Origin of the sequence: Methylophilus sp. Leaf408 (genome assembly GCF_916856905.1) — a bacterium.
Classification (GTDB): Bacteria; Pseudomonadota; Gammaproteobacteria; order Burkholderiales; family Methylophilaceae; genus Methylophilus.
Genome location: NZ_CAKASK010000001.1, coordinates 1,685,887 through 1,711,223 on the forward strand (window position 1 = coordinate 1,685,887; position 25,337 = coordinate 1,711,223).

General features: G+C 48.3%; 25 protein-coding genes. 13 read left to right on the plus strand and 12 right to left on the minus strand.

What is annotated here, in order from left to right; all coding sequences use genetic code 11:
- Nucleotides 1-3 precede the first annotated feature (3 nt).
- Nucleotides 4-1,197: a phosphoglycerate kinase gene (locus tag LPA26_RS07845; protein ID WP_055826851.1), complete on the minus strand. Its 1,194-nt coding sequence runs from the start codon at nt 1,195-1,197 to the stop codon at nt 4-6.
- Between the two features lie 94 nt (nt 1,198-1,291).
- On the minus strand, nt 1,292-2,293 hold the full coding sequence (gap, locus tag LPA26_RS07850) for a type I glyceraldehyde-3-phosphate dehydrogenase (RefSeq protein WP_229007924.1): 1,002 nt from the start codon (nt 2,291-2,293) through the stop codon (nt 1,292-1,294).
- Between the two features lie 206 nt (nt 2,294-2,499).
- Here gap and msrA point away from each other — a divergent pair, with 206 nt between their 5' ends.
- A complete protein-coding gene (msrA, locus tag LPA26_RS07855; RefSeq protein ID WP_229007925.1) occupies nt 2,500-3,009 on the plus strand; it encodes a peptide-methionine (S)-S-oxide reductase MsrA in 510 nt (169 codons plus the stop codon).
- 14 nt (nt 3,010-3,023) lie between these two features.
- Here the strand turns inward: msrA and LPA26_RS07860 are convergent, their stop codons facing one another.
- Both LPA26_RS07860 and LPA26_RS07865 read right to left on the minus strand, forming a co-directional pair.
- Nucleotides 3,024-3,566: an RNA pyrophosphohydrolase gene (locus LPA26_RS07860; protein ID WP_229007926.1), complete on the minus strand. Its 543-nt coding sequence runs from the start codon at nt 3,564-3,566 to the stop codon at nt 3,024-3,026.
- Between the two features lie 141 nt (nt 3,567-3,707).
- A complete protein-coding gene (locus LPA26_RS07865) occupies nt 3,708-4,427 on the minus strand; it encodes a hypothetical protein (protein ID WP_229007927.1) in 720 nt (239 codons plus the stop codon).
- 246 nt (nt 4,428-4,673) lie between these two features.
- Here LPA26_RS07865 and LPA26_RS07870 point away from each other — a divergent pair, with 246 nt between their 5' ends.
- From LPA26_RS07870 to folE2, 9 genes are all read left to right on the plus strand, one after another.
- Nucleotides 4,674-5,645: a YncE family protein gene (locus LPA26_RS07870; RefSeq protein WP_229007928.1), complete on the plus strand. Its 972-nt coding sequence runs from the start codon at nt 4,674-4,676 to the stop codon at nt 5,643-5,645.
- A 162-nt stretch (nt 5,646-5,807) separates the two neighbouring features.
- Nucleotides 5,808-6,353, plus strand: a complete 546-nt coding sequence (locus LPA26_RS07875; RefSeq protein WP_055826870.1) for an SRPBCC family protein — start codon at nt 5,808-5,810, stop codon at nt 6,351-6,353.
- Between the two features lie 452 nt (nt 6,354-6,805).
- Nucleotides 6,806-7,150: a prepilin-type N-terminal cleavage/methylation domain-containing protein gene (locus LPA26_RS14320; protein WP_305080478.1), complete on the plus strand. Its 345-nt coding sequence runs from the start codon at nt 6,806-6,808 to the stop codon at nt 7,148-7,150.
- A gap of 88 nt (nt 7,151-7,238) precedes the next feature.
- On the plus strand, nt 7,239-7,613 hold the full coding sequence (locus LPA26_RS14325; protein ID WP_305080479.1) for a prepilin-type N-terminal cleavage/methylation domain-containing protein: 375 nt from the start codon (nt 7,239-7,241) through the stop codon (nt 7,611-7,613).
- Nucleotides 7,614-7,731: 118 nt separating this feature from the next.
- A complete protein-coding gene (locus tag LPA26_RS07890) occupies nt 7,732-8,385 on the plus strand; it encodes an alpha/beta hydrolase (RefSeq protein ID WP_229007929.1) in 654 nt (217 codons plus the stop codon).
- 82 nt (nt 8,386-8,467) lie between these two features.
- Nucleotides 8,468-8,713 carry an exodeoxyribonuclease VII small subunit gene (gene xseB / locus LPA26_RS07895; RefSeq protein WP_229007930.1) on the plus strand — a complete coding sequence of 82 codons (246 nt, stop codon included), beginning with the start codon at nt 8,468-8,470 and terminating at the stop codon, nt 8,711-8,713.
- 24 nt (nt 8,714-8,737) lie between these two features.
- Nucleotides 8,738-9,628: a polyprenyl synthetase family protein gene (locus tag LPA26_RS07900; RefSeq protein ID WP_229007931.1), complete on the plus strand. Its 891-nt coding sequence runs from the start codon at nt 8,738-8,740 to the stop codon at nt 9,626-9,628.
- Nucleotides 9,629-9,630: 2 nt separating this feature from the next.
- The gene (gene dxs, locus LPA26_RS07905; RefSeq protein ID WP_229007932.1) at nt 9,631-11,475 is read left to right on the plus strand and encodes a 1-deoxy-D-xylulose-5-phosphate synthase; all 1,845 of its coding nucleotides are present in this window, start codon (nt 9,631-9,633) and stop codon (nt 11,473-11,475) included.
- A 49-nt stretch (nt 11,476-11,524) separates the two neighbouring features.
- Nucleotides 11,525-12,331, plus strand: a complete 807-nt coding sequence (gene folE2 / locus LPA26_RS07910) for a GTP cyclohydrolase FolE2 (protein WP_055872241.1) — start codon at nt 11,525-11,527, stop codon at nt 12,329-12,331.
- Nucleotides 12,332-12,389: 58 nt separating this feature from the next.
- Here folE2 and LPA26_RS07915 read toward each other — a convergent pair whose 3' ends face one another.
- Nucleotides 12,390-13,562, minus strand: a complete 1,173-nt coding sequence (locus tag LPA26_RS07915; protein WP_229007933.1) for an MFS transporter — start codon at nt 13,560-13,562, stop codon at nt 12,390-12,392.
- An 86-nt stretch (nt 13,563-13,648) separates the two neighbouring features.
- Entirely contained in the window at nt 13,649-14,740 is a 1,092-nt protein-coding gene (aroC, locus tag LPA26_RS07920) for a chorismate synthase (protein ID WP_229007934.1), read from the minus strand.
- Between the two features lie 140 nt (nt 14,741-14,880).
- Between aroC and corA the strand changes: the two genes are divergently transcribed.
- Nucleotides 14,881-15,972, plus strand: coding sequence for a magnesium/cobalt transporter CorA (gene corA, locus LPA26_RS07925; RefSeq protein WP_229007935.1), 1,092 nt, complete (start codon nt 14,881-14,883; stop codon nt 15,970-15,972).
- A 9-nt stretch (nt 15,973-15,981) separates the two neighbouring features.
- Here the strand turns inward: corA and LPA26_RS07930 are convergent, their stop codons facing one another.
- The 5 genes from LPA26_RS07930 to waaC all read right to left on the minus strand — a co-directional run bounded on the left by LPA26_RS07930 (nt 15,982) and on the right by waaC (nt 22,200).
- The gene (locus LPA26_RS07930) at nt 15,982-16,764 is read right to left on the minus strand and encodes a ParA family protein (protein ID WP_229007936.1); all 783 of its coding nucleotides are present in this window, start codon (nt 16,762-16,764) and stop codon (nt 15,982-15,984) included.
- A gap of 455 nt (nt 16,765-17,219) precedes the next feature.
- On the minus strand, nt 17,220-18,353 hold the full coding sequence (dnaJ, locus tag LPA26_RS07935; protein WP_055826900.1) for a molecular chaperone DnaJ: 1,134 nt from the start codon (nt 18,351-18,353) through the stop codon (nt 17,220-17,222).
- Between the two features lie 126 nt (nt 18,354-18,479).
- Entirely contained in the window at nt 18,480-20,402 is a 1,923-nt protein-coding gene (dnaK, locus tag LPA26_RS07940) for a molecular chaperone DnaK (RefSeq protein ID WP_055826902.1), read from the minus strand.
- 126 nt (nt 20,403-20,528) lie between these two features.
- A complete protein-coding gene (gene grpE, locus LPA26_RS07945) occupies nt 20,529-21,059 on the minus strand; it encodes a nucleotide exchange factor GrpE (protein ID WP_055826905.1) in 531 nt (176 codons plus the stop codon).
- Between the two features lie 145 nt (nt 21,060-21,204).
- Complete coding sequence (waaC, locus tag LPA26_RS07950; RefSeq protein WP_229007937.1) at nt 21,205-22,200, minus strand: lipopolysaccharide heptosyltransferase I; 996 nt, start codon at nt 22,198-22,200, stop codon at nt 21,205-21,207.
- A 29-nt stretch (nt 22,201-22,229) separates the two neighbouring features.
- Here waaC and LPA26_RS07955 point away from each other — a divergent pair, with 29 nt between their 5' ends.
- Nucleotides 22,230-23,378, plus strand: coding sequence for a glycosyltransferase family 4 protein (locus LPA26_RS07955; protein WP_229007938.1), 1,149 nt, complete (start codon nt 22,230-22,232; stop codon nt 23,376-23,378).
- Between the two features lie 85 nt (nt 23,379-23,463).
- On the plus strand, nt 23,464-24,210 hold the full coding sequence (gene rfaP / locus LPA26_RS07960) for a lipopolysaccharide core heptose(I) kinase RfaP (protein ID WP_229007939.1): 747 nt from the start codon (nt 23,464-23,466) through the stop codon (nt 24,208-24,210).
- Between the two features lie 65 nt (nt 24,211-24,275).
- On the opposite strand, the gene LPA26_RS07965 is transcribed toward rfaP, so the two are convergent.
- Nucleotides 24,276-25,325 carry a rhomboid family intramembrane serine protease gene (locus LPA26_RS07965; protein WP_370634367.1) on the minus strand — a complete coding sequence of 350 codons (1,050 nt, stop codon included), beginning with the start codon at nt 25,323-25,325 and terminating at the stop codon, nt 24,276-24,278.
- Nucleotides 25,326-25,337: the final 12 nt, after the last annotated feature.

Consider the following 25,337-nt stretch of genomic DNA (forward strand, 5'->3'; position numbering starts at 1 on the left):
GGATCAGCTGGCGCGCTCTTCCAGGATAGCCACCGCCGGTAAGGTTTTACCTTCGAGGAACTCGAGGAAAGCGCCGCCTGCTGTAGAAATATACGAAACCTTGTCGTAAATATCATATTTCTGGATAGCGGCAATCGTGTCGCCACCACCCGCCAGCGTGAATGCCTTTGTTTCTGCAATGGCTTTGGCTATGGTTTTGGTGCCCTCGCCAAACTGGTCAAATTCAAATACGCCAACCGGGCCATTCCACACTACAGTCCCCGCATTCATGATGATATCCACCAGCTCAGCCGCCGATTTCTCGCCAATATCAAAAATCATGTCGTCGGCTGCCACTTCATCGGCAGATTTTTTGACTGCCGGCTCGTTGGCATCAAACTGCTTACCCACTACCACATCCTTTGCGATCGGTACACAGGCGCCACGGTCGGACATTTTGCTCATCAAACCTTTGGCAGTCTCCACCAGGTCATCTTCACACAGGGACTTGCCCACTTCATGACCATCAGCCTTGAGGAAAGTATTGGCAATGCCACCGCCTACCACTAATTGATCCACTTTATCAGACAGGCTTTCCAGCACGGTCAGCTTGGTGGACACTTTAGAACCGCCGACAATAGCCACGAATGGCCTGGCTGGCGCCAGTAATGCTTTACCTAATGCATCCAGCTCTTCCGTCAGCAGAATACCGGCACAGGCCACAGGCGCAAATTTGGCAATGCCGTGGGTCGAGGCTTCAGCGCGGTGCGCGGTGCCAAAGGCATCCATCACAAATATGTCGCACAAAGCAGCATACTTTTTGGCTAGTGCATCATCATTTTTCTTTTCGCCGACATTAAAACGGCAATTTTCCAGCAGGATAAGCTGGCCATCTTCTGTGCCCAAGCTATCAGCCGGTGCATTGGAAGCCAGCCAGTTTTTTACCAGGCGCACGGGTTGCCCAAGCAGTTTGCTCATGACATCAGCCACCGGCTTGAGGGAATTCTCTTCTGAATAAACGCCCTCTTCAGGACGACCCAAATGCGAAGTCACCATTACTTTGGCGCCTGCTTTTAAGGCAAACTCAATGGTCGGCATGCTGGCCACAATACGCGCATCGCTGGTGACCACGCCATCTTTTACCGGTACATTTAAGTCAGCACGGATAAACACACGCTTGCCGCGCAAATCAAGGTCGGTCATTTTGATGAATTTCATACATGCGCTCCGTAGCGATCAATATCAATTAATAATTAAATAGGCAAATGGATTATGACAGATGTGCAAACGGGGCAATAAGCCCCGTCATCATTTAAGCAATATGTTGAACCAGGCGCAAGAGATTGCAGGTATAACCGTATTCATTATCGTACCAGCCGATCACTTTTACAAAAGTAGGATCCAGCATCAAACCCGCATCCGCATCAAACACACTGGCGGCCGGGCTACTGCGGAAGTCTGTAGAGACTACTTTATCACTAGTGTAATCCAGCACACCTTTTAATGCACCTTTAGAAGCTTGCTGCATGGCTTCACAGATAGCTTCATAGGTGGTTTCTTTGCTCAGCTCTACAGTCAGGTCAACGACAGATACATCGGCAGACGGCACGCGCATGGACATACCAGTCAGCTTCTTATTTAGCGCAGGAATCACTTTACCCACTGCCTTAGCGGCACCGGTACTGGAAGGAATAATGTTTTCAAAAACACTACGGCCGCCGCGCCAGTCTTTCTTGGAAGTGCCATCAACAGTCAGTTGTGAGGCAGTTGCTGCATGAATGGTGGTCATCAGGCCGCGTTTGACACCAAAATTGTCATGCAGCACTTTGGCTAAAGGCGCCAGGCCATTGGTGGTACACGAAGCAGCAGAAATAATGGCTTCGCCCGCATACTCCTGGTGATTCACGCCATAGACAAACATCGGCGTGTTATCTTTACCCGGCGCAGATTGCACCACTTTTTTCGCACCACGATTAAGGTGAGGCTGACACGTGCCCTGCGTTAAAAACGCGCCGGTAGATTCCACGATCACTTCCGCGCCGCCTTTGGTCCAGTCAATATTATTGGGGTCACGTTCTGCAGTCAGGTGAATGCGCTTGCCATTCACGATCAAATTACCATGGTCAGCCTCTACGGTGCCTTGAAAACGGCCATGCACGGAATCATATTTCAGCATATACATCATGTATTCGATGTCATACGAGCTATTGATGGCAACCACCTCAATATCATTAAACTCGGATTCTTGAACAGCAGCACGCAAAACCATGCGCCCAATCCGTCCAAAGCCATTAATCCCCAACTTGACAGCCATATTTATCCCCAAAACATGCAATAGAACTAAAACTCAGCATTTTAACCTAAACCTCCTATACTGGACAGATTGTAAGTGGTTGATTCCATACGCGAGACCTTAACAAAGAGGTTGCGAAATATTTTTAGTTTCTCGTTAGCCTTTTTTAATTTTTTCTTGTCTTAAATTTTTGTTTTTTCACGCCTTGGAAAGTGAGTGTTTTTAATATGCCAGACAAAATAATCCTTGCCGGTGGTTGTTTCTGGGGAATGCAGGATTTATTCCGCCAGCTACCTGGCATTGTCAGCACACGCGTCGGCTATAGCGGCGGAGATGTGCCAAATGCGACCTATCGTCATCATGGTGATCATGCTGAAGCGATGGAAATTCTATACGATGCAGAGCGCATCAGTTTGCGACAGCTATTAGTTTTCTTCTTCAAGATCCATGACCCGACTACATTCAACCGCCAGGGCAATGACATGGGGCCGTCATATCGCTCAGCGATTTTTTACCTGACCGAGCAACAAAGACACACCGCTGAAGAATTAATTGATGAGATGAATCACTCAGGCATCTGGCCAGGAAAAGTGGTCACTGAAGTGACGCCAGCCAGTGATTTCTGGGAAGCCGAGCCAGAGCATCAGGATTATCTGGTCCGCTATCCACAAGGCTACACCTGCCACCGGATCCGACCAGAATGGATATTGCCGCGTGATTTAACGGAAGCAGTTTGAAATATTAAACAGCACTATTCATCACCCACTGTAGGTAAGGCATCGTTGGCCGGCTTGCGCGCCTTGCCGCCATATCGCTTGGCAGGGTTGCGCAAAAAAGCAGCTAACTCGTTCAGCGCCAATTGGTAAACATCGCGCTTGAACTCGATCACATCGGCCAGCGGCACCCAATACTCACTCCATCGCCACGCATCAAATTCCGGATGTTCAGTGGCACGTAGCGACACATCGGAATCCCGGCCTATCAATCGCAATAAAAACCAGATTTGCTTCTGACCCTTGTAACTACCGCGCCATTCGCGCTTGATCCAACTAGTCGGCACTTCATAGCGTAGCCAATCCCGGGTACGTCCCAGGATTTTGACATGGTCGGGCCTGAGGCCAACTTCTTCCATCAACTCGCGGTACATGGCCTGCTCAGGGGTTTCACCATACTTGATGCCTCCCTGGGGAAATTGCCATGCATGCTCTTTGATACGTTTGCCCCAAAACACCTGATTGTGGGAATTACATAGAATAATCCCCACATTAGGACGGTATCCATCACGATCTAACATAAAAACTGCCTTCAATATTTACTGCAATTTTTTCACACTTTACAGTTTAATGAAAGGACATCCATGGTGCCTTGGATGAAATGGCTGGCAGCTAACAAAAAAGCCCACCAAAGGTGAGCTTTTTCATGCTTAGATTGCTAATCAGAATCTACGGCGTAATGACAAAGCACCCATCAAAAGCAATCCTGTAAATAGCATGGCTGAAGTCTGCGCTTCAGGCACCGGGATGACGGTCGCACTTACAAAAGTGAAGTCTGACTGGTTGGTACAGTTATGGCAAGAATGTTTGGCCACACCAGGCGATGCACTAAACACGATGCTATCGACTGAGCGGAAGCCAAAAGGATTGTTCAATAGCCATGCGCCGGTGCCACCATCCACAGCGCCACTACCGAGGGATAATGGAGAACCTTCACCTGTCCAGCTCGCAGTATGTTTGCCAGTTGCCGTTAAATAAAAAGTATCACTGCCTCCGTCGGCAAAATTCACCAGGAATTTTGCAACCTCTTTCACATCACTGTATTCAGGGCCGTCAAACAGCAAACCGATTGTCAATGTTGAAAAGATGACTTCTTTAGAAAAAGTGCCGGTCAGTGTTTCATCAATATCAATCTCGCCGACAGTTCTGCCATCAGAAATACCTACACCGGTCATTCCATCCTGCGTCTTTTTCTGGAAGGATCTGCTACCGACAAAAGTGGCAGAAGTCCCGCCTGAGAAAGACGTGCTGTAACTAGATTGCCCATTTACAAAATCACTACCTAACACTGTGCCTGTAGTTAACGCATTCGCAGAATGTGCTGCAACCAGGAAAGATATTGCCAATATCAACCTGCTACCCAAAGAAAATGTGTTTTTCATTTCAAAACTCCTCTATATCATTGTTGAATAATCCCCATACTTATTGTAGGGTAATTAATGCATCAGGAGTTTTTCCTGCCCTGCAAAAAGGGATTAAAAACCCTTAATTTTCATACATTTACAAAATCCAATCTTAATTTGTTGCTTATAAATACAATTTTCTGCAATCTCTGCTGTCAACCCGATTTAAGTCAAAGCGTTTTCCAGCCATGAACCTTATTTCGAACTCATTACGTATCCAAACCAATGCATAGACGCAAACCGAATTTCCGGCATATCAGCCTGGGCATATTGCTAACATTGCTGTGGAGTTTGAATACGACTGCGGGCAACCTTGCTTACATCACCAATCAAGGCAGTGATTCCGTGTCTGTCCTCGATATTGAGAACAAAAAAGTCACGCACACCATAGACGTCGGCAAGGCGCCTGTCGGTGTGGCAATCGCCAGCAAACAACAGCGTGTGTATATCAGCAACGCCAATAGCCAAACGGTTTCTATTATCAATAGCCGTACACAGAAAACGATCCAGGAAGTGCCGGTGAATATCCAGGCAGTGGGTATTACGCTAAGCCGGGATGAGAAAACACTTTATGTGGCCGACTGGGGTGGTGCGCAGGTAATTGCCATCGATACTGCGCATTTAGAGAAACAAAAAACGTTTAAAGCAGGTAAGACACCTTCTGGCATGGTGGTGAGTGCAGATAACAAAAAACTGTTTATTGCCAATCGCGACAGTGATGATGTGACCGTGGTTGATACAAGAACGCTGCAAACCATTGCGCAAGTCAAAGTAGGCATTCATCCATTTGCACTCACCTTAAGCCCTGATGGCAAGACAATATTTGTCGTCAATGTAGTCAGCAACACGCTGACGTTGATGAATGTAGATTCGTTTCAGACCAGCACTATCAAAACCGGACAGCACCCTTATGGTGTCGCCATCAGTCCCGATGGGCGTCTGGCGTATGTCAGCAACAATCATGCAGAAAGCGTGTCTGTCATTGATATTGCCACTGCAAAAACGGTCAAGACCATTGAGGTCGGCGAGTTTCCTGAAGGCATTGAATATGACAAAGCGACACAGCAAGTTATCGTCGCCAACTGGGGGTCAGATACAGTGTCGATTATCGATGCAAGGACCAACACGGTGACGAACACCGTTGCCAGCCCAAAACTTTGCCGCTCGTTCGGGCAATTTATTCTGGAAGCAAAGTAATGAGTCATGCTTCACCATTTCCCTTTTTCAGTTTTTTCACAGGATTGCCCATGAACTAGTCGCAAAGAGTCGTTTTTTTAGGTAAAGTCACGGGTTATTTTAAAACTCAAAAGACTGATTACTTTTTAGCTTTAAAACATCTGTAAATATCAGGAGATTGAAATGAAAAAAATATTTGGCATCATTGCCGTTTCTTTATTGCCACTGATTCCATTGACGGCAGCCGCGCACGGCGCTGCGGCTTTGCGTTTTGAAAAAACCGTCACCATCAAAGCGCCTCCGGCGAAGGTATGGGCATTGCTGAAAGATTTCGGCAACGTGCAAGCCTGGCATTCTGGCGTGGAGTCAACCAAAGTTGAGCAGAAAAAAGATGAAAACGGTGATGACACCACTTACCGTACTGTCAAACTGAAAAATGGCGGCACCATGTATGAAAAACTGCGCTCTATCGATGACGCAGGCATGCGCCTGAAATATGAGTACATCCTGGACAAAAGCACATTACAACTTTCAAACTTTTATCCAACCGTTTCTGTGACTGCCAAAGGCAGCGAAACAGTGGTGACGGTAAAAGGCAGCTACACTCGTGCTGACTCTTCCAACATCCCGAAACCGGAACAAAACGATGATGCAGCGACTAAAGCCATCAACGAGTATTTTGATCCGGGTCTGGAGAGCCTGAAAAAGGTAGCCGAATCGGGAAAGTAATCAGCCAGGGTTCTGGAAAAAGTTCGCAAGGCAACAGTAAACCCTGGTGGAAATTCTGGTAAGTCTTACGCTGTAACTGTTTAAGTTTTTGCAAATGCAGAATCAGGCCAAAAGTCTGACACTGTTAAAAATAAAGGGATTGTGTACCACACAATCCCTTTATTGCATTCTGACCACCTTGATAAAACTGACAAAAAACATCACCCTTGATGCCAAATATGGACTCACCCTGTCACTTTTCGTCATTACACCTGTAGTGAATCTACCCCGTAGAAACGCATTTCAATTCAGTGAAATAAAGCATAAAAGTCATTTAATTCTTTTTTTTCAATCACTTATTACTTCAAATACAGACTGGCACAGCTGTTGCTTATAGATACCCGAACACTGTTGGAAAAGCAGTGGCTGAACTAGAAGATGTTCACTTTAAAACTTGACTTGAAGGAAATATGATGAAAAAACACGTACAACAAGGTTTTACCCTGATTGAATTGATGATCGTTGTCGCCATTATTGGTATTTTGGCTTCTGTAGCGATTCCGGCATATACGGATTACATAAGAGAGGCTCACGATGGAGCATGCTTATCTGAAGCAACTGCATACTCTAAACGTGCTTATTCACAACTATCGTTAGGTAGAGTTGTTACCGACTATGTTGCAAACAACTGTTCAGCCGTTACTGCGCCAACTACAATAACAGGAACAACATTATCATTTACACCAGTTAATGGCACTCCAAGTAGAACAGTTTCATGTAACTTGGAGAGTGCAGGTGCCTGTACTCTATCTCAATAAACCTTCCTAACACTTGAAAACTGCCATCAAGTTACTGTTTAAAAAGCCCTGCAAATATGCAGGGCTTTTTATCTGAATCATAAAACAGATGATTTACAATAGAGCCATCATTCTCTCATCAGGTTTCACCTTGATTGAATTAATAATCTGCGTAGCGATAATTGGCATTCTTGCTTCAGTTGCAATGCCAGCGTATCAAAGTTATATCCAAGACACCGCAAACCATGCATGTTTGGCAGAAGCTAGCAGCTACGCAAGAAGAGTCTATGTAGATATCCAACTTAGCAAACCAACCTCAGACATTCCTGCGCCTTTAGCTAGAGCATGCATCGCAATTAATAATGGGGCAAAAGTAATTACCATGACTAATTTTGCTTCTAGCGCAAAGGCGCCAGGCAATGCAACCATCACTTGCGATTTAAATGCTGGTACTCCATGTAGCATTACTGCTCTTTCGCCATAAAAATCAATTCACTTAGTAAAGAATTTAACTCCACCAGCTGTTAAATAACTGAAGGGATCCGTGCCACCATAGCTCACTGCTATACTAACTGTCTACTTACCCTTAAGCCAAGAATACCATGTTAGAAAATATTGTCGTTAACCGACAAGAAAATGCATCCGCAACAGTCATCTGGATGCATGGGCTGGGCGCCGACGGTCACGATTTTGAGCCTGTTGTACAGATGCTGAATCTGCCGCATATCCGCTTCATCCTTCCACATGCACCCTACCGCCCCGTCACCTTGAATAACGGCTATGAAATGCGCGCATGGTATGACATTTTTGGACTGCAACCAGACAGTCCACAAGATGAAGCTGGCATTAAAGAAATGCAGGTCACAATCAACGCTATGATAGAAAGTGAAATCTCAAAAGGCATTCCTTCCAGCCGGATTGTATTGGCCGGATTTTCCCAAGGCGGTGCAATGGCTTTGTATACCGCAACGCGACTCACACAGCCACTGGCGGGCGTATTGGCGCTGTCCACTTACTTACCGTTAAAAAATAGTCTGGTCAGCGAGCAGCACCCGGCTAACCGGCAAACACCTATCTGGATGGCACATGGTCGCGCTGACACGGTGATCACACTTGCTACCGCAGAAGCTTCCAAAGAGGTATTGAAAGCTGCTGGCTATTCACTGGAATGGCATGAATACGCTATGGCGCATAGCGTATGCGAACAGGAAATAAACGATATCCGCAGCTTTCTGCTGCGCGTATTACCTGCCTGATCTTGTTTAGTCGTCCGAGAATAATCCCGCAAGCCGAATGAGTTTTGTTAAAATGTCAGGCGTTTTAACAGGTTAACCTTCAATGAGCGTCCCAAAAAAATCTCCCGTTGCGGCCAGTGATACGCAAACTTTTGCACAGCGCATAACCGCGCTGGAAACTATCGTCCGGAACATGGAGTCTGGTGAGTTGCCACTAGAAGATGCCCTCACCGCATATGCGGATGGCATGCAACTACTGCAAGGCTGCCAGGCATCGCTACTGCAAGCTGAACAAACCGTATTGATTTTGAATCAGCAACAGCAATTAACCCCTTTCGACATTGAGTGATTGAAATAACATTCACTTATCGTCATGCGCATTTCATCATTTACATTTGAGCCTTGGGCAACCGTTCACCAGCAACGGGTCGAACAGGCGCTGGACCGCATATTACCTCTAGCAGACATCCCACCGGCGACCTTGCATGCCGCCATGCGTTACGCAGTGCTAGGAGGGGGGAAACGCGTGCGGGCATTGCTCAGTTACGCCTCTGCCGAACTCGTCGGGGCGCCAGCCAGTTCGGCGGATGCGGCCGCAGTGGCTGTAGAGTTGATTCATGCGTTTTCGCTGGTGCACGACGATATGCCTTGCATGGATGATGACGATTTGCGTCGAGGCAAACCCAGTTGCCATAAACAATATGGCGATGCCACTGCCCTTTTAGTCGGTGATGCGCTGCAATCCCTGGCATTTCAATCGATTGCGGAGACGAATGCCCCACAAGCTTTAAAACAAGTGCAGGTACTGGCGCAAGCCACCGGTTCACGCGGCATGTGTGGCGGGCAAAGCATTGACTTGCAGAGCACAGGGCAACTGTTAACTCGCAATGCGTTGGAAACCATGCATCAGTATAAAACTGGCGCACTTATCCGGGCAGCAACATTACTAGGTGCCTATGCAGCAGAGGACATCTCTGAGGCTGATCTTCATTTGCTTACCCACTACAGTGAAAACATGGGACTGGCATTCCAGGTGGTCGATGACATTCTCGATGCCACTGCCGATACCCAGACGCTTGGTAAAACTGCTGGAAAGGATGCCCTACAGGAAAAATCCACCTATGTGAGCCTGTTAGGCATTGATGAGGCGAATGCATTGGTAAAGCGATTGTACGAACAAACCTTGCAGCTACTGGCCGGGTTCGATAACCAGGCAGATCCACTCCGCGGGATTGCCCGTTTTATTTGTGAGCGTCCATTCTGATCATGACTTCCCTATTGTCCCGCATTGACTCTCCAGGCGACCTGCGCATGCTGGACCGGTCACAACTAAAAGCCCTGGCAGCAGAATTACGCGCATTCCTGATCCTCAGCGTCTCTCAAACAGGTGGTCACCTGGCGTCTAATCTGGGCGTGGTCGAACTGACGATCGCACTGCATTACGTTTACAACACCCCTGATGACCGCCTGGTGTGGGACGTAGGGCATCAAACTTACCCGCACAAGATCTTAACCGGCCGCCGCGAGGCCATGGCGCAATTGCGCAAGGCTGGGGGTATTGCAGGCTTTCCCAAACGTGACGAAAGTGCATACGATACTTTTGGGACTGGCCATTCAAGCACCTCGATTTCGGCCGCCCTCGGTATGGCGGTTGCAGCCAAAACGCTAGGCTCTGACCGTCGCAGCGTGGCGATTATCGGTGATGGCGCGATGACGGCAGGCATGGCATTTGAGGCGCTGAACAATGCCGGTGATATGGACACGAATATGCTGGTGATCCTGAATGACAACGACATGAGTATTTCCAACAATGTCGGCGCACTGAACAATTACCTAGCGCGGCTGATGTCCGGCAAACTGTATGACAGCGTGCGCCGTAGCGGGAAAAAAGTGCTGGATATCATTCCGCCGGTAAAAGAGTTTGCGCGTCGCGCCGAAGAGCATGCCAAAGGTATGGTCACCCCCGGCACCTTGTTTGAAGAATTCGGGTTTAATTACATTGGCCCGATCGATGGCCATGACATTGCCACGCTGGTGGATACCTTGAGCAATATCCGTCAGTTACAAGGACCGCAATTCCTGCATGTAGTCACGCAAAAAGGCAAAGGCTATACCCCGGCCGAAGACAACCCGAACAAATATCACGGCGTCAGTAAATTCGATCCACAAAACGGCCATTGCCTCACTGTGAGTGAATGCCCTACTTATACCCAGATTTTTGGCGACTGGCTGGTGGACATGGCGGCAGCTGATAGCCGGTTGGTCGGTATCACACCGGCCATGTGTGATGGCTCGGGCTTGAACCGTTTTGCTGAAACTTATCCGCAACGCTACTTTGATGTCGGCATTGCCGAACAGCATGCGCTGACCTTTGCTGCCGGGATGGCGTGTGATGGACTGAAGCCGGTGGTTGCCATTTATTCTACCTTCCTGCAACGCGCTTACGATCAGTTGATCCACGATATTGCGCTGCAAGACCTGGATGTGCTGCTGGCGATTGACCGCGCTGGTCTGGTCGGTGCCGATGGCCCTACGCATGCAGGTAGCTTCGACCTGAGCTTTTTGCGCTGCATTCCCAATATGGTCATTATGGCACCCAGTGATGAACAGGAATGCCGCCAGATGCTGAGCACCGGCTATCAATACAAAGGTCCGGCCGCCGTACGTTATCCACGCGGCAGTGGTATAGGTACCACCACTTCGCCCACACTTGATTCGTTAGAAATCGGTAAGGCAGCACTGGTGCGCCAGGGTAAAAAAGTTGCCATCCTGGCTTTTGGCAGTATGCTGCACCCTGCGCTGCAAGCGGCAGAGTCACTGGATGCTACCGTGGTGAATATGCGTTTCATCAAACCACTTGATACGGCGAAGGTACTTGAAATATCACGCACGCATGACTATATAGTGACTATAGAAGAGAACGCGATCATGGGTGGCGCTGGTGCTGCAGTGATGGAATGCATGCAAGCACATCAAATCGTGAAGCCTGTGCTATGTTTAGGTCTACCCGACCGTTTTATCGAACATGGCTCTCATGAAACTATGCTGGCCGATTGTGGTCTAGACAAATCCGGTATTTGCTCGGCTATTGAGAAATTAATAGCTGAGTAGTATATTCAACCATTTATCAAATCGCGGGCACTCCCGCTTTGGAACCCTGATGAATCAACCCGTAATTCCTGCAGTGATTGAAGACGTACAAAACACCCCTGACGTACGCCGGCTGGACATTAACAAAGTCGGTATCAAGTCTATCCGTCACCCGGTGATTGTCAAAGATAAAACCGGCGGTGAGCAACATACCGTAGCGGTGTTCGATATGTATGTGCATTTGCCGCACAACTTCAAAGGCACGCATATGTCGCGCTTTGTTGAGATTCTCAACATGAACGAAAGCGCCATTTCGATCGACTCGTTTGAGACGATTTTGCGTCAAATGGTGGAACGCCTGGAAGCGGAGTCCGGTTATGTAGAGATGCGTTTCCCGTATTTCATCAACAAGGCCGCGCCTATATCTGGCGTGAAAAGCCTGCTGGATTATGAAGTCACTTTCATCGGTGAAATCAAGAATGGCCAGTTTGAAATTACCGTTCAGGTCATGGTGCCAGTCACCAGCTTATGTCCATGCAGCAAACAGATTTCAAATTACGGCGCGCATAATCAGCGTTCGCATGTAACAGTGACTGCCTTGCTGAACGAATTCATATGGCTGGAAGATTTGATTTCACTAGTTGAAGAACAGGCTTCGTGCCAGTTGTATGGTTTACTCAAGCGCCCGGATGAAAAGTTTGTGACTGAGCGTGCGTATGACAATCCAAAATTTGTGGAAGACATGGTGCGTGATGTCGCAGCACAATTGAATGAAGAAAAACGCATTGTGAAATATGTGGTGGAATCAGAGAACTTTGAGAGCATCCACAACCATAGTGCTTATGCATTGATTGAGCGTGACAAACGTATCAATTAATTCTCTTTAGTGAAACAGGAACAGCCCGCATGCGGGCTGTTTTCACATCTGCACTTAGCTAATGGCTGAACATGCCGCTGCGGGCATAGGGTTGCGATAAATGCAGTCCGAACATGACAATCGCTGCGCCTAATAAAGGAAATAAAGCAGCCAGCGTAAAAGTGAGCTGCCCGCCTAGATACTGCAGTGAAAACCCGCCTAGCAAGCCACCAAGGGCACCGCCTATGCCATACGCGACACTGTTATAGATGGCCTGGCCTTTGGCCTGATGGCGGCCATTGAAATATTGCGTGACCACCTCCACTGCAGCCGCATGAAAACTGCCAAAGGTAAATGCGTGCATAGTCTGCGCCAGCAACAACAACCCCAAGTGATCCGGCACCAAACCCATCATGGAAAAACGAATGACGCCTATCAGCAAGCTGGCGACTAAAATCGTTTTCAGTTTGAAACGGGACATAATCCACGGCATTTTGATAAAAATACCAATTTCGCAAATGACGCCCAAGGCCCACAGCCAGCCTATCATGCCTTTACTGTAACCATGTTCGGCCAGGTAGATAGAGTAGAAGTTATACATCAACCCATGCGCGGTCACCATCATGGCACATCCAACCAGGAGGGAAATGACCGCAGGCTGCTTAAGGATTTTCCACACTGAAAAACTGTCATTTGCATGCGGTGGCACATGCGCTTCTGGCAGCTTCCAGGTTAATCCGAACAGCACGCATTGCACAACCAGGATAAACCAAAGCAGGCTTTTAATGCCGAACCAGTCGGTCAGGTAGCCCAACAGAATTGAGGCCACGATAAAGCCCCACGAGCCCCATAAACGTATTTTGCTGTAATGGCCGTTGGTGCTCGCGAGATGCGCCAATAAAAGGGATTCGGATAGCGGCAAGGTCGAACTGGTAAACATACTCAGGGCTGCCATGACCACAAACATGGTCATAAAATCATGTGCCCAGAAAATCGCGGCGAAACCAAATAAACCTAAAAATGCAGTGGTGCGGATCCAGCGCACTCTTTGCCTGGTGTGATCAGCCAGCCAACCCCATAAGTTAGGTGCGATGATGCGGCTGACCTGGAACAAAGACATCAGGATGCCAATATCAGCCGGGGAAAAGGATTCTGAGCTGAGGTATAAGCCCCAATAAGGGACAAACGCGCCAACAAAGAAATAATAGATAAAATAGAAACGCGAGAGATTAAAGTGTAAAGCGTGACTCATTAAATACTCGCGTTTAAAGGATAACCGTGATCAGCTTGTACCTGTCAATCGGTTAGAAAGTTGAAGGTTTGGTAATCTTTATGGATTTACAATGTGGGTACTGCAGATTGCACATCGGCATTCTGGCCACGATGACGCAGAGCATGATCCATCAGCACCAGCGCTAACATTGCTTCCACAATCGGCGTTGCGCGAATACCCACACACGGATCGTGACGACCTGTAGTTTGCATCATTACCGGTTCACCGGCATGATCGATAGAGCGTCGCTCTTGAGGGATACTCGAAGTTGGTTTAAACGCCACATTGACCACGATATCCTGGCCGCTTGAAATGCCGCCCAACACACCACCTGCATGATTCGTAGCGAAGCCTTGTGGCGTCAGCTCATCACTGTGCTCGCTGCCACGTTGAGCAATTGATGCAAATCCGGCGCCGATCTCAACCCCTTTTACGGCATTGATACTCATCATGGCATGCGCAATATCTGCATCCAGGCGGTCGAAAATCGGCTCGCCTAAACCCACCGGCATACGCTCAGCCACAACGGTGATTTGCGCGCCAACAGAGTCTCGCTCACTGCGGATTTCATCCATGTAGGCTTCAAGCTGCGGCAGAATCTCCAAATTTGGCGAGAAGAAAGGATTACCTTCTTGCGATATCGCATCCCAACTAACGAATGGCACTTTTATTTCGCCCAGTTGGCTCAGATAGCCACGAATCTGCACGCCGTATTTTTGTTTCAGCCATTTTTTGGCAATGGCGCCTGCGGCTACGCGCACCGCCGTTTCACGAGCACTGGAACGGCCACCGCCACGATAATCGCGAATGCCATATTTTTGGGTGTATGTGTAGTCTGCATGTCCGGGCCGGAACGTATTCATGATCTTGCTGTAGTCTTGCGAGCGCTGGTCGGTATTGCGGATTAATAACCCTATAGGCGCACCAGTGGTTTTGCCTTCAAATACACCAGACAAAATTTCAACTTCATCAGCCTCACTGCGCTGGGTCACATGACGGGAAGTCCCAGGTTTACGTCTGTCCAGGTCAACCTGCAAATCCGCTGCCGACAATTCCAAACCTGGCGGGCAACCATCAACCACCCCGCCGATGGCCGGGCCGTGCGACTCGCCAAACGAAGTCAGGGTAAACAGCGTACCAATGGTGTTGCCAGACATGCGATTCTTTCATTGAATAGTTTCGCTTATTTTATCATAGACTGGCTTGTGGCCTGCCTGTTGGCTTTGCCGCTTAGCTTTGGCTTGATTTCCGCATAATGAACGCTTATGCTAAACCCGCATTGTTGATTCCTATACTTATGGCCAAACGCAAACACTCTCACCGCAAGCATCGCTTACTTGGTACTTCCAGCTCGGGATTAACACCCGAAACTGCCACAGAAAATGAAGCAACGCCTGCCTGTATCCATAGCATCAGCTACAACGCCAATGATATGGAGTCCAGGCAACTGACTATGCACGACATCGTGGAATGGCAGGCACCGGCAGAACATACCTCGTGGATTAATGTACATGGCGTGCTGGACATTGCGTTGCTGCAAGCGGTTGCCCGTCGTTTTAAATTGCATCCGCTGGTTTTAGACGACATTTTAAATACCGAGCAACGGCCTAAACTGGATACTTACCCGGATTACCTTTTTCTTGAAACACGTTTGTTTTATTACGATGCGGAGTCCATGAGTGTCAGCTCAGAGCAAATCAGTATTGCATTGGGCCGTGAGTGGTTACTTAGCTTTCAGGAACGGCCATCCGGCAGTTTTGAACCGGTACGCGAGCGGTTGCGGCAAGGACAGGTATTGTTGCGCCAAAGTGGCCCGGATTACCTTTGTTATGCACTGCTGGACAGTTTGATGGAGCGCTATTTCCAGGTGCTGGAAGCGATCAACGAAGATGCCGAGTTGCTCGAAACGCATTTGCTTGACCAGCCCAGCCCGGAAGATCTGCAAAACATACACAGGCTCAAGCATGTCACCATTGAGTTGCGTCGTGCCGTGTGGCCGCTGCGCGAAGTGTTGAACAGCCTGATTCGTAATGAGCATGGCTTTTTTAGTCCGCAAACCTTGCCCTATTTACGCGACTTGTACGACCACACCGCACACTTTACAGAATCTCTTGAAGCTATCCGTGACATGCTGAGCGGCCTAATGGATATTTATATGACCAGTATCAGCCAGCGGGTGAACCTGGAAGTGCGCGCACTGACGGTAGTGGCCATGCTGTTTATGCCAGCTACATTAATCGCCGGTATTTTTGGTATGAATTTCGAAGAGATGCCATGGACGCATGATCCGTATGGTTTCTGGTGGGCGATCCTTATCATGCTTGGCATTGCATCAGTGATGCTGCTGATGTTCTGGCGCCGACAATGGCTGGGAAGCCGCCATCGCTAAATGCAGTGACTATGATGTCGAAAGTGGCAATTTCTTGATGATATCTTGCAGCTCAAAATACAGTGTCATGTAATCACGTGCCCCGGCACTCGCAGCATCATACTCAAACACATGCTGACCCATACGTGCGCACTCTGCCAGGGCCGCATGCTCTGAGATCTGGGTAATCAACACTTCGTTGCCAAACAGGCGACGCATTTCCTGCGCAACTTCAGCGGTCATTTCCTTACGTTTATCGGCACGCGTCAGTAGAAAGCGGCGCTGGATGCGCCGTTTTAACACCGGCTGTAACGCATTGAGCGCTTTATCAACTTTAACAGCGGAATGAATGGATAAATAATCAGCAGACACCGGCACCAGCACCAGATCACTGGCGAAAACGGCACTTAGAGAAATAACTCCGATTCCGGAGAAACAATCCATTAGCACTGCATATTCAGCATGCGTAGGCTGCAACTTTGCCAAGCCTTCAGCCAGCCTTTTCAAAGTTGCAGGCCCGCGGCCAAACTGCGAATCCAGATTCATCAGCTCTTTATTGGCTGTAATCAGCGGCAGCCCGTTACGCAAAGGCTGAATCAATTCTAGTAACGGCGTATCAGACTGATAAAACCTGAACAAATGCTTTTGCACATCGAGGCCGATGTGTTTGTAAGTCTCAGTCAGGCGCGCCTGCGGATCCATATCGATTAACAGAACCGGCTTATGCTGGCGTTGCCAGGCAGCGCCCAAATTAAGCGCAGTCGTTGTTGCCCCTACGTCTGCTTTAGCATTAAAAATAGCGATTTTTAACATGATGGATATGTGCAGAATCAACTTGAAGCTGATCCTGTAATGTAATTGCTAATCATCATAAACGATGTTGCGTTTACAGACTACACGCTGCTTACCATTAATTTCAGCAATCTCGGAATATATGCGTGACGATGTTGCGAAAGTAGCAGACAAAAAGAAACCCGCTAAGGCGGGTTAAAAGGGGGTTTGGATCAGGAGGAAATCAATGCTAGTCGTTGACAAATCAACCAAGCTAGCCATTAAACAAAACGTTTTGTGTTTCGTTTAAAGATGGCTCTAGTTTAGGAGAGAGTTATTGCAATTATTTGACCGAGCTGTAACTGAATTGTAAAAATCAAAATTTAATTGTTATTGAATTGTAACCAATGCAATTTAGTGCCTTATTCCCCTGATACAAAAAATGAAAACGGATAAAGCAAAAAATTGCGATATCCGTTAATCCATTCATTTAAAAATCAGCTAAAAAAGTCGCGCGCTTTATCTACCCAGCTTTTATTTTTCGGGCTGTGTTTGCCGGCATCTGCTTGGGTACTACTCTCAAATTCGCGCAACAAGTCTTTCTGCTTTTCAGTCAGGCGCACCGGTGTTTCTACCACCACGTGCACCATCAAATCGCCATGTTCACTGGAGCGCAATGGTTTGATGCCTTTGCCACGTAAACGGAATACACTGCCCGTTTGCGTTTCGGAGGGGATTTTCATTTTCGCAGCGCCATCCAGTGTCGGCACTTCGATTTCGCCACCCAGAGCAGCCGTACTAAAACTGATAGGCATTTCACAATGCAGGTTGGCGCCTTCACGCTGGAAGATCGCATGTTCTTTTAAGTGGACCACCACGTACAAATCACCTGTTGGCCCGCCATTTACCCCGGCTTCACCTTCACCACTCAAGCGGATACGGTCACCTTCATCAACCCCGGCCGGAATTTTGACATTCAGGGTTTTGTTCTGCTTGATGCGGCCGCCACCATGGCAGGTTGGGCATGGTTCTTTTACCATCTTGCCACTGCCATGACATTTCGGGCACGTTTGCTGCACGGAGAAAAAGCCCTGTTGCATACGCACCTGGCCATGGCCGTTACAGGTGGTACAAGTCACAGGCGAAGTGCCTGGACGGGCGCCTGAACCATGACATGTTTCACAATTAGTCTGCACCGGGATACGGATCTTAGTCTCAGTCCCTTTAGCCGCGTCTTCCAGCGAAATTTCCAGGTTGTAACGCAGGTCAGCACCACGATACACATTCGATCGCTGGTTACGACCACCGCCGCCGCCAAAAATATCACCGAAAATATCACCAAAAGCATCACTGAAATTACCGGAGTTAAATCCGCTGAAGCCACCACCGCCCATGCTCTGGTCGACACCAGCATGACCATACTGGTCATAAGCGGCACGTTTTTGCTCGTCGCTTAATATTTCGTAAGCTTCTTTGGCTTCCTTAAAGCTTTCTTCAGCTTTGGGGTTATCCGGGTTGCGGTCAGGATGAAACTTCATTGCCAGTTTCTTGAAGGATTTTTTAATCTCTTCATCCCCAGCATCGCGGTTTACACCCAACACTTCATAGTAATCTTTTTTTGCAGCTGCCATATTTATTCCGATTATGCATTTGCGCCATCATGCGCCTGCGCCATACAAACAAACACACTCGCTATCAACGAAGTGTGTTTGCCGGCATCATAAAGAAGGGCAAGTGTCACCACTCGCCCTTTAGGATTAGTCTTTTTTCACTTCTTCAAACTCGGCATCTACCACGTCGCCTTCCACTGTTTTTTCATCTTGTGGTTGTGCGCCGCCTTCGGTATTGGCCTGTGCTTGTTGCTCAGCATAGACCTTCTCACCCAGTTTTTGTGATGCTTCCATCAAGGCATTGGTTTTAGCTTCAATGACCTCTTTGTCATCACCATCTTTGGCGACAGCTTCCAGCTCTTTCACCGCATCTTCAATCTTGGCTTTTTCATCAGCTTCGATCTTGTCACCGTGTTCAGCCAGAGATTTCTTCACGCTGTGCAATACGCTGTCAGCCTGGTTACGGGCATCCACCAGTTCACGCAGTTTTTTGTCTTCGTCAGCATATTTAGCAGCATCTTCTTCCATGCGCTGAATTTCCTCTTCAGACAAACCTGAGTTAGCCTTGATGGTGATTTTGTTCTCTTTGCCAGTGGCTTTGTCTTTAGCAGACACATGCAAAATACCGTTGGCATCAATATCGAAAGTCACTTCAATTTGTGGCATGCCACGTGGTGAAGGTGGAATATCGCTCAGGTTAAACTGACCCAGGCTCTTGTTGCCAGCAGCCATTTCACGCTCACCTTGCAACACATGAATCGTTACTGCGTTCTGGTTATCTTCCGCTGTCGAGAACACTTGTGATGCCTTGGTAGGAATCGTGGTGTTTTTCTTGATCAGCTTGGTCATCACGCTGCCCAGGGTTTCAATACCCAGGGATAAAGGTGTTACATCCAGCAGCAATACATCTTTGACGTCACCTTTCAACACGCCACCCTGGATCGCAGCACCTACTGCCACTGCTTCATCCGGGTTTACGTCTTTACGTGGCTCCTTGCCAAAAATCTCTTTCACTTTCTCTTGCACTTTTGGCATGCGACTCTGACCACCCACCAAAATCACGTCAGAAATATCTGAAGGAGACACACCGGCATCTTTTAATGCTGTTTTACATGGACTGATAGTGCGCTCGATCAGGTCTTCCACCAATGACTCCAGTTTGGCACGCGTGATTTTCACCACCAAGTGTTTAGGACCAGTGGCATCTGCCGTGATATAAGGCAAGTTCACTTCAGTTTGTTGCGCACCAGATAACTCAATCTTGGCTTTTTCAGCAGCCTCTTTCAGGCGTTGCTTAGCGAGCAAGTCGTTACGCAAGTCCAGACCATTTTCCTTTTTGAACTCATCTGCCAAAAAGTCGATGATGCGGTTATCAAAGTCTTCACCACCCAGGAATGTGTCGCCGTTAGTCGACAATACTTCAAACTGGTGCTCGCCATCGATTTCCGTAATTTCAATGATAGACACGTCGAACGTACCACCACCCAGGTCATATACCGCGATCTTGCGGTCACCTTCTTGTTTATCCAGGCCAAATGCCAGAGCAGCAGCAGTTGGTTCGTTAATAATACGTTTAACGTCCAAACCAGCAATACGGCCCGCATCTTTGGTTGCCTGGCGCTGGCTATCGTTAAAGTAAGCTGGCACAGTAATCACTGCTTCAGTCACTTCTTCACCCAAATAGTCTTCGGCAGTTTTCTTCATTTTGCGCAAAACTTCAGCAGAAATCTGTGGCGGTGCTTGTTTCTTGTCGCGCACTTCAACCCAGGCATCACCGTTGTCTGCTTTGGAAATGGTGTAAGGCATCAAATCGATGTCTTTTTGCACTTCTTTTTCATCAAAGCGGCGACCAATCAAACGTTTCACCGCAAACAAGGTGTTTTTAGGGTTAGTCACTGCCTGGCGCTTGGCCGGTGCACCTACCAGAATTTCGCCGTCTTCCTGATACGCAATGATAGATGGCGTTGTACGCGCACCTTCAGCGTTTTCAATCACACGTGGTTTGCCACCTTCCATGACGGCTACACATGAGTTGGTGGTCCCCAGGTCAATACCAATTATTTTTCCCATTCTTCGCTTCCTTAAATTTTATTAATCACATTCATTGTTAATCAAAACCTCATGTTTCGATAATTGGGATGCCTGAACAGATTTCAAGTCCCCAATGGAAATGTGGTTAAAATGTGGTTGTATAAATTATTTTGCTTGGATGACAGTCACCAGCGCCGGGCGTAATACACGCTCATTCAGTGCATAGCCTTTTTGCAGTACGCTCAAGACTGTATTAGGCTCACCTTCCGCCTGCACCATGCTGATTGCCTGATGCTTGTTGGGGTCAAATTTTTCGCCCAATGGATTGATTTCTGCAATATTGAATTTTTCGAACACACCCAGTAATTGCTTGGCGGTCAATTCAACACCATTTTTGTAGCTAGTGACATCCGCGTTTTCGACGACCAATGCCGCATCCAGGCTGTCCTTCACTGCCAGCAGCTCATTACTGAATTTCTCCAGTGCAAACTTGCGTGCTTTATCAATATCATCCAGCGCACGGCGGCGGACGTTTTCGCCCTCGGCTTTTACATACAGCACTTGGGCTTTTGCCTCTTCCAGCGCAGCTTCCAGCTCCACAATACGTGCCTCATGGTTATCAGTTTGTTGTGGATTTATCTCGTTGACAGCTTGCTCGTTCGGCGCTGACTCTACGGATGTTTGTGGTTCTTGCATGATGATCCCCTATAGAATTCAAGACTTTTTCGTTTCACTAATTTCATACCATGTTCACAAACATGGGGATGCCCCTACTGATTTCAAGGGTAAGTGAACGATTTATGTGAAAATTGAATGGCACCGATCAAGCCAGTGCCAATGATCAGGTGATTACATGCTTGATTGCTGCCAGAACTGCAGGGATATCAGGGACTTGCTGTTTGCCACCTAAATTAATCGCTGCTGCTTTACGTCCACCTGCAACCCCGGTTAATCCTGGGTCGGTATCTGTGTACAAAGCCACTACCGGAATATCCAGTGCCGCAGCCAAATGCGACAATCCGGTGTCTACGCCCACCGCAAATGTTGCCAGTGGAATGACCTGCGCCAATTGCTGCAAACTTAATTTAGGCAATACCATCGCTTGCGACACTTTTGCTTGTTTAACTTGCGAAGCTATACGCTCTGCGCGTGCTTTCTCTTCAACTGAAGCCCATGGTAAACACATTGCCAACCCTAGTGCAGCATAGTGCTGCCCCAGTGCTATCCAATACGCTTCAGGCCATAATTTACTGTCCCGGCTAGTTGCATGCAAAGCGATCCAAAAACGATTGGGTAATGTCAATGCTACTTGCAAACCGGTCGCAACTGACTGCCCACCTTGCAAACCATAATCCGGTAAATCCTGCGGTACTTCATATCCTAAACTCAAAGCCACTAAAGTACGGATACGCGTTACGGCATGTTGCCGATAAGAAATAGCATATCGATACTGGTAAAAACGACTCGCCAGTGGCTCGCGAATAGAATCCTTATCGTAACCATATCGCGGCCCACGTGCCCAGCGCGCCATCCAGGCACTTTTAATCAGGCCTTGTACATCAATCACGGCATCATAAGTGTGGCTGGCGATTGCACGTTTAACTGCTCTCACTTCACGCCAGGATTCGCAGCTTAACAATTGCTCTCGCCAACGCCGGATCGCAACGGTAAACACCTGCTGAACGTGTGGATGCAAACGGGGAATATCAGCGAAACTTTCTTCTACCATCCAGTCAATCTGCGCATCCGGAAAATGCTGCAATATATCCTGCACGGCTGGCAGTGCATGGATCACATCGCCCATAGAGGTGGTTTTGACAATCAGAATCCGTTTCATGGGCGCTATTTTCGCATACAATCTCGGCCATGAAGTTTGCTTTTCTGATATTCAAATATTTCCCATATGGCGGTGTGCAGCGCGACATGCTGCGTATTGCAAAAGACTGTGTTGCACTGGGTCACCAAGTGACGATTTTCACTGGTGAATGGCAAGGGCAGCAGCCAGTAGAAATCCAGGTGAAGTTACGCGCAAGCAACGGCTGGCGTAACCATACCAGACATGCCAGCCTGATTAGCGCGATGCAGCAGGCGGTGCAGGCAGAACCTTTTGACCTAGTCGTAGGCTTTAACCGCATGCAGCCGATAGACGTCTATTTTGCTGCAGACTCCTGCTTTATTGCTAAAGCACATGAAGAGCGGCCGTGGTGGTATAGGCTGACCAGTCGTTATCGCTGGTTCCAGCAGGCAGAAGCATCAATCTTCTCACCAGGCAGCAACACCCACATTCTGACGCTGACGCCGCAGGAACAAACGACATTCCAGCATTGGTACCAGACACCAAGCGAGCGTTTTCACCTGATCCCGCCTATCCTGGATCCGCAGCGATTCCCTCGTTTTAACCGTGCACACAGAAAGCAATGGCTGGCAGACACATTCGGTATATTGCCTGAGCAGATTGCATTGCTACTGGTAGGCTCCGGCTTTAAAACCAAGGGGGCTGACCGCGCAGTCACGGCCATTGCCAGTTTGCCGGAAAGTATGAGAAAAAATGTCCGCATGCTGATCATAGGCCAGGATAATCCACGCTGGTTGCAGAAACATATTGAGGCACATCATTTAAGCGGCCAGATACAGGTGCTGGGCGGTCGCGATGATATTCCGCAGCTGATGCAAGCATGTGACTGGATGGTTCATCCGGCCAGACGCGAACTGGCTGGTCATGTATTGCTGGAAGCCATGGCTTGCGGTTTGCCGGTAGTCACTACAAATGTGTGCGGTTATGCCCCATATATAGAAAATGCAGGTGCAGGGATCGTACTTGGCAGTCCATTTACACAATCCGCACTTGATCAGGCGCTTGCTAAAGCACTGACCACTGAGCGTGCAACGTTTAGCAAGGCCGGGCTGGCTTGTGCCAACCAATTAATGCAAGACAACCCAGGAAAGGCTGAGGCAAAGCTACTCACGCAGTTAGCTTCGGAAAAGAACATTGGCTCAACAAACACAGCACCGTAATCCTGTGCCACCATCCTCTGATACCCATCTTTGGCTGTCGCCTAAACACGCGTCTCGCTTAACGGAATTTTCTTTTGAAGATTTTATGGCATTAGAAGGCCATACCGTACGCGCTGCGGCCAATCGTAAAACCATGCGTCTCACGATTGCCGGACAATCCTACTTCATCAAACAGCATGGCGTCACTGGCTGGCGAGAGATTGTCAAAAACTGGCTGACTTTTAAACGCCCGATTATTGGTGCCATGACTGAAGTGCGTGCAATTCAGTCACTTGAAAACATTGGCATTGCGACTACTCCGATAGCAGCTTATGGCATACAAGGTCACTGTGCTGCCAGCCAGCGCTCATTTTTGTTGACTGAAGATTTAGGTGATATTGAATCACTGGAAGATATTTGCAAAAGCTGGCAATCGCAACCTGCCTCAGCAGAACAGCGCCACGCGATGTTAATCGCAGTAGCGAAGCTGGCGAAAAAATTTCATGCCGCAGGCTTATGCCATAGAGACTTTTACCTTTGCCATATCGCCTTGCAGAAATCTGCATCCTTAACAGCGGACACTGAGTTTTACTTGCTGGACTTGCACCGTGTACTGCAAGGCGTTTCACCCAATGGCACTGCCGTGCGCAAAGATATTGCCGGACTGATTTTCTCGTGTATGGATTTTGGCTTTACGCGTGAAGACTGGCAGGTATTCAAGGCGCATTACTTGCCGCAATCTGACGATTTCTGGAAACGGGTTTTCACTCGGGCTCATCGTTTGCATGCCAAATTCCATAGCCCGAAACAACAAAAGAAATTCAAGCAACAGAGAGATGCGACGGATTTATAGCGCCATCGCTTTAAATTGCAGGGCTGGATTGAATACGTTTTACAGAAAACGTATGAATGCGCGTTTTACTGGGCTGCGCGACCAGGCGTAAATGGAATGTTACGTAACTTATCTGCAGCAGCTTTACTGTCTTCACTGCGTTTCAAGGCATAAGCCTTGGCTTGTTCCAGCAACGCCGCGGACGGCAGATTAGGGTCATCCGGTAGCGAGGAAAGTTTTTCAAAACTTTCCTCGTAGGTATTCGCCACTTCTTCATCAATTTGGGTAGCCATGTCGTCAAAGCTGACACTGCCCTCGCGCCCTTCCAGCATAATGGCGTTCCATTTGCGGTTGGCCTGCTGGTCTATCAGGGTAAACTTTTGCACCTGTTTGCGGATGGCGAGTTCTTCATGCCAGCGATATTTAGGTTCCGGCAAATGCGTCAGCAAAATCGCGATAGCAATCAGCCAGCTGATGCCGGAAAGAAAACGCCACTTTTGCAGATGCGGATGATGCGCTTTACTGGTCGGCAGCAATAATACTGCGCCAACAATCCCGGTCACAAAACCGCCAATATGCGCCGAGTTATCAATGCCAGGGATAATAAATCCCATGATAATCGTCAGCGCCGAGAATGCCAGCGCACCCCAGAATAGCCAGCGGAATTCGACTTGTTGCATGTGCTGCCTGGTATACCAGACATACACCAGCAGCGCACCGTAGATCCCAAAAATGGCGCCCGAAGCGCCACCGGAAACTGCTTCATTGCCCTGGATCACCAGTGACAACAAGTTACCTGCAATGCCGCTGACAATATAAATACTTAAGAATCGCACCGGGCCAAACATGCGTTCAACCAGCTTGCCGCCATCCCATAAAGCCAGCATATTCATGCCTAGATGCAATGCGCCAAAATGCAGGAACATGGCAGAACCGAGTCGCCACCATTGTCCATCTGCCGTAGCAGGCGCAAAGTTAGCGCCCCAGGTCAGTTGCACATTGTTAGGCGAATGCCAGAAGCCGGCACCACCCCAGAGCATGATCACAAACACCAATAGATTCATAGCAATCAATGCCTTTGTGACTGGCGGCACAGGTGCGTGCATGCCAATCTGGCTTAGGGGGGATTGGCCCATTTCTGACTGTTT

What these genes read in the sequence shown, in the direction of transcription:
- LPA26_RS07845 (WP_055826851.1), bottom strand. Translation starts at nt 1,197, where the DNA reads ATGAAATTCATCAAAATGACCGACCTTGATTTGCGCGGCAAGCGTGTG.
- gap (WP_229007924.1), bottom strand. Translation starts at nt 2,293, where the DNA reads ATGGCTGTCAAGTTGGGGATTAATGGCTTTGGACGGATTGGGCGCATG.
- msrA (WP_229007925.1), top strand. Translation starts at nt 2,500, where the DNA reads ATGCCAGACAAAATAATCCTTGCCGGTGGTTGTTTCTGGGGAATGCAG.
- LPA26_RS07860 (WP_229007926.1), bottom strand. Translation starts at nt 3,566, where the DNA reads ATGTTAGATCGTGATGGATACCGTCCTAATGTGGGGATTATTCTATGT.
- LPA26_RS07865 (WP_229007927.1), bottom strand. Translation starts at nt 4,427, where the DNA reads ATGAAAAACACATTTTCTTTGGGTAGCAGGTTGATATTGGCAATATCT.
- LPA26_RS07870 (WP_229007928.1), top strand. Translation starts at nt 4,674, where the DNA reads ATGCATAGACGCAAACCGAATTTCCGGCATATCAGCCTGGGCATATTG.
- LPA26_RS07875 (WP_055826870.1), top strand. Translation starts at nt 5,808, where the DNA reads ATGAAAAAAATATTTGGCATCATTGCCGTTTCTTTATTGCCACTGATT.
- LPA26_RS14320 (WP_305080478.1), top strand. Translation starts at nt 6,806, where the DNA reads ATGAAAAAACACGTACAACAAGGTTTTACCCTGATTGAATTGATGATC.
- LPA26_RS14325 (WP_305080479.1), top strand. Translation starts at nt 7,239, where the DNA reads ATGATTTACAATAGAGCCATCATTCTCTCATCAGGTTTCACCTTGATT.
- LPA26_RS07890 (WP_229007929.1), top strand. Translation starts at nt 7,732, where the DNA reads ATGTTAGAAAATATTGTCGTTAACCGACAAGAAAATGCATCCGCAACA.
- xseB (WP_229007930.1), top strand. Translation starts at nt 8,468, where the DNA reads ATGAGCGTCCCAAAAAAATCTCCCGTTGCGGCCAGTGATACGCAAACT.
- LPA26_RS07900 (WP_229007931.1), top strand. Translation starts at nt 8,738, where the DNA reads ATGCGCATTTCATCATTTACATTTGAGCCTTGGGCAACCGTTCACCAG.
- dxs (WP_229007932.1), top strand. Translation starts at nt 9,631, where the DNA reads ATGACTTCCCTATTGTCCCGCATTGACTCTCCAGGCGACCTGCGCATG.
- folE2 (WP_055872241.1), top strand. Translation starts at nt 11,525, where the DNA reads ATGAATCAACCCGTAATTCCTGCAGTGATTGAAGACGTACAAAACACC.
- LPA26_RS07915 (WP_229007933.1), bottom strand. Translation starts at nt 13,562, where the DNA reads ATGAGTCACGCTTTACACTTTAATCTCTCGCGTTTCTATTTTATCTAT.
- aroC (WP_229007934.1), bottom strand. Translation starts at nt 14,740, where the DNA reads ATGTCTGGCAACACCATTGGTACGCTGTTTACCCTGACTTCGTTTGGC.
- corA (WP_229007935.1), top strand. Translation starts at nt 14,881, where the DNA reads ATGGCCAAACGCAAACACTCTCACCGCAAGCATCGCTTACTTGGTACT.
- LPA26_RS07930 (WP_229007936.1), bottom strand. Translation starts at nt 16,764, where the DNA reads ATGTTAAAAATCGCTATTTTTAATGCTAAAGCAGACGTAGGGGCAACA.
- dnaJ (WP_055826900.1), bottom strand. Translation starts at nt 18,353, where the DNA reads ATGGCAGCTGCAAAAAAAGATTACTATGAAGTGTTGGGTGTAAACCGC.
- dnaK (WP_055826902.1), bottom strand. Translation starts at nt 20,402, where the DNA reads ATGGGAAAAATAATTGGTATTGACCTGGGGACCACCAACTCATGTGTA.
- grpE (WP_055826905.1), bottom strand. Translation starts at nt 21,059, where the DNA reads ATGCAAGAACCACAAACATCCGTAGAGTCAGCGCCGAACGAGCAAGCT.
- waaC (WP_229007937.1), bottom strand. Translation starts at nt 22,200, where the DNA reads ATGAAACGGATTCTGATTGTCAAAACCACCTCTATGGGCGATGTGATC.
- LPA26_RS07955 (WP_229007938.1), top strand. Translation starts at nt 22,230, where the DNA reads ATGAAGTTTGCTTTTCTGATATTCAAATATTTCCCATATGGCGGTGTG.
- rfaP (WP_229007939.1), top strand. Translation starts at nt 23,464, where the DNA reads ATGGCATTAGAAGGCCATACCGTACGCGCTGCGGCCAATCGTAAAACC.
- LPA26_RS07965 (WP_370634367.1), bottom strand. Translation starts at nt 25,325, where the DNA reads ATGGGCCAATCCCCCCTAAGCCAGATTGGCATGCACGCACCTGTGCCG.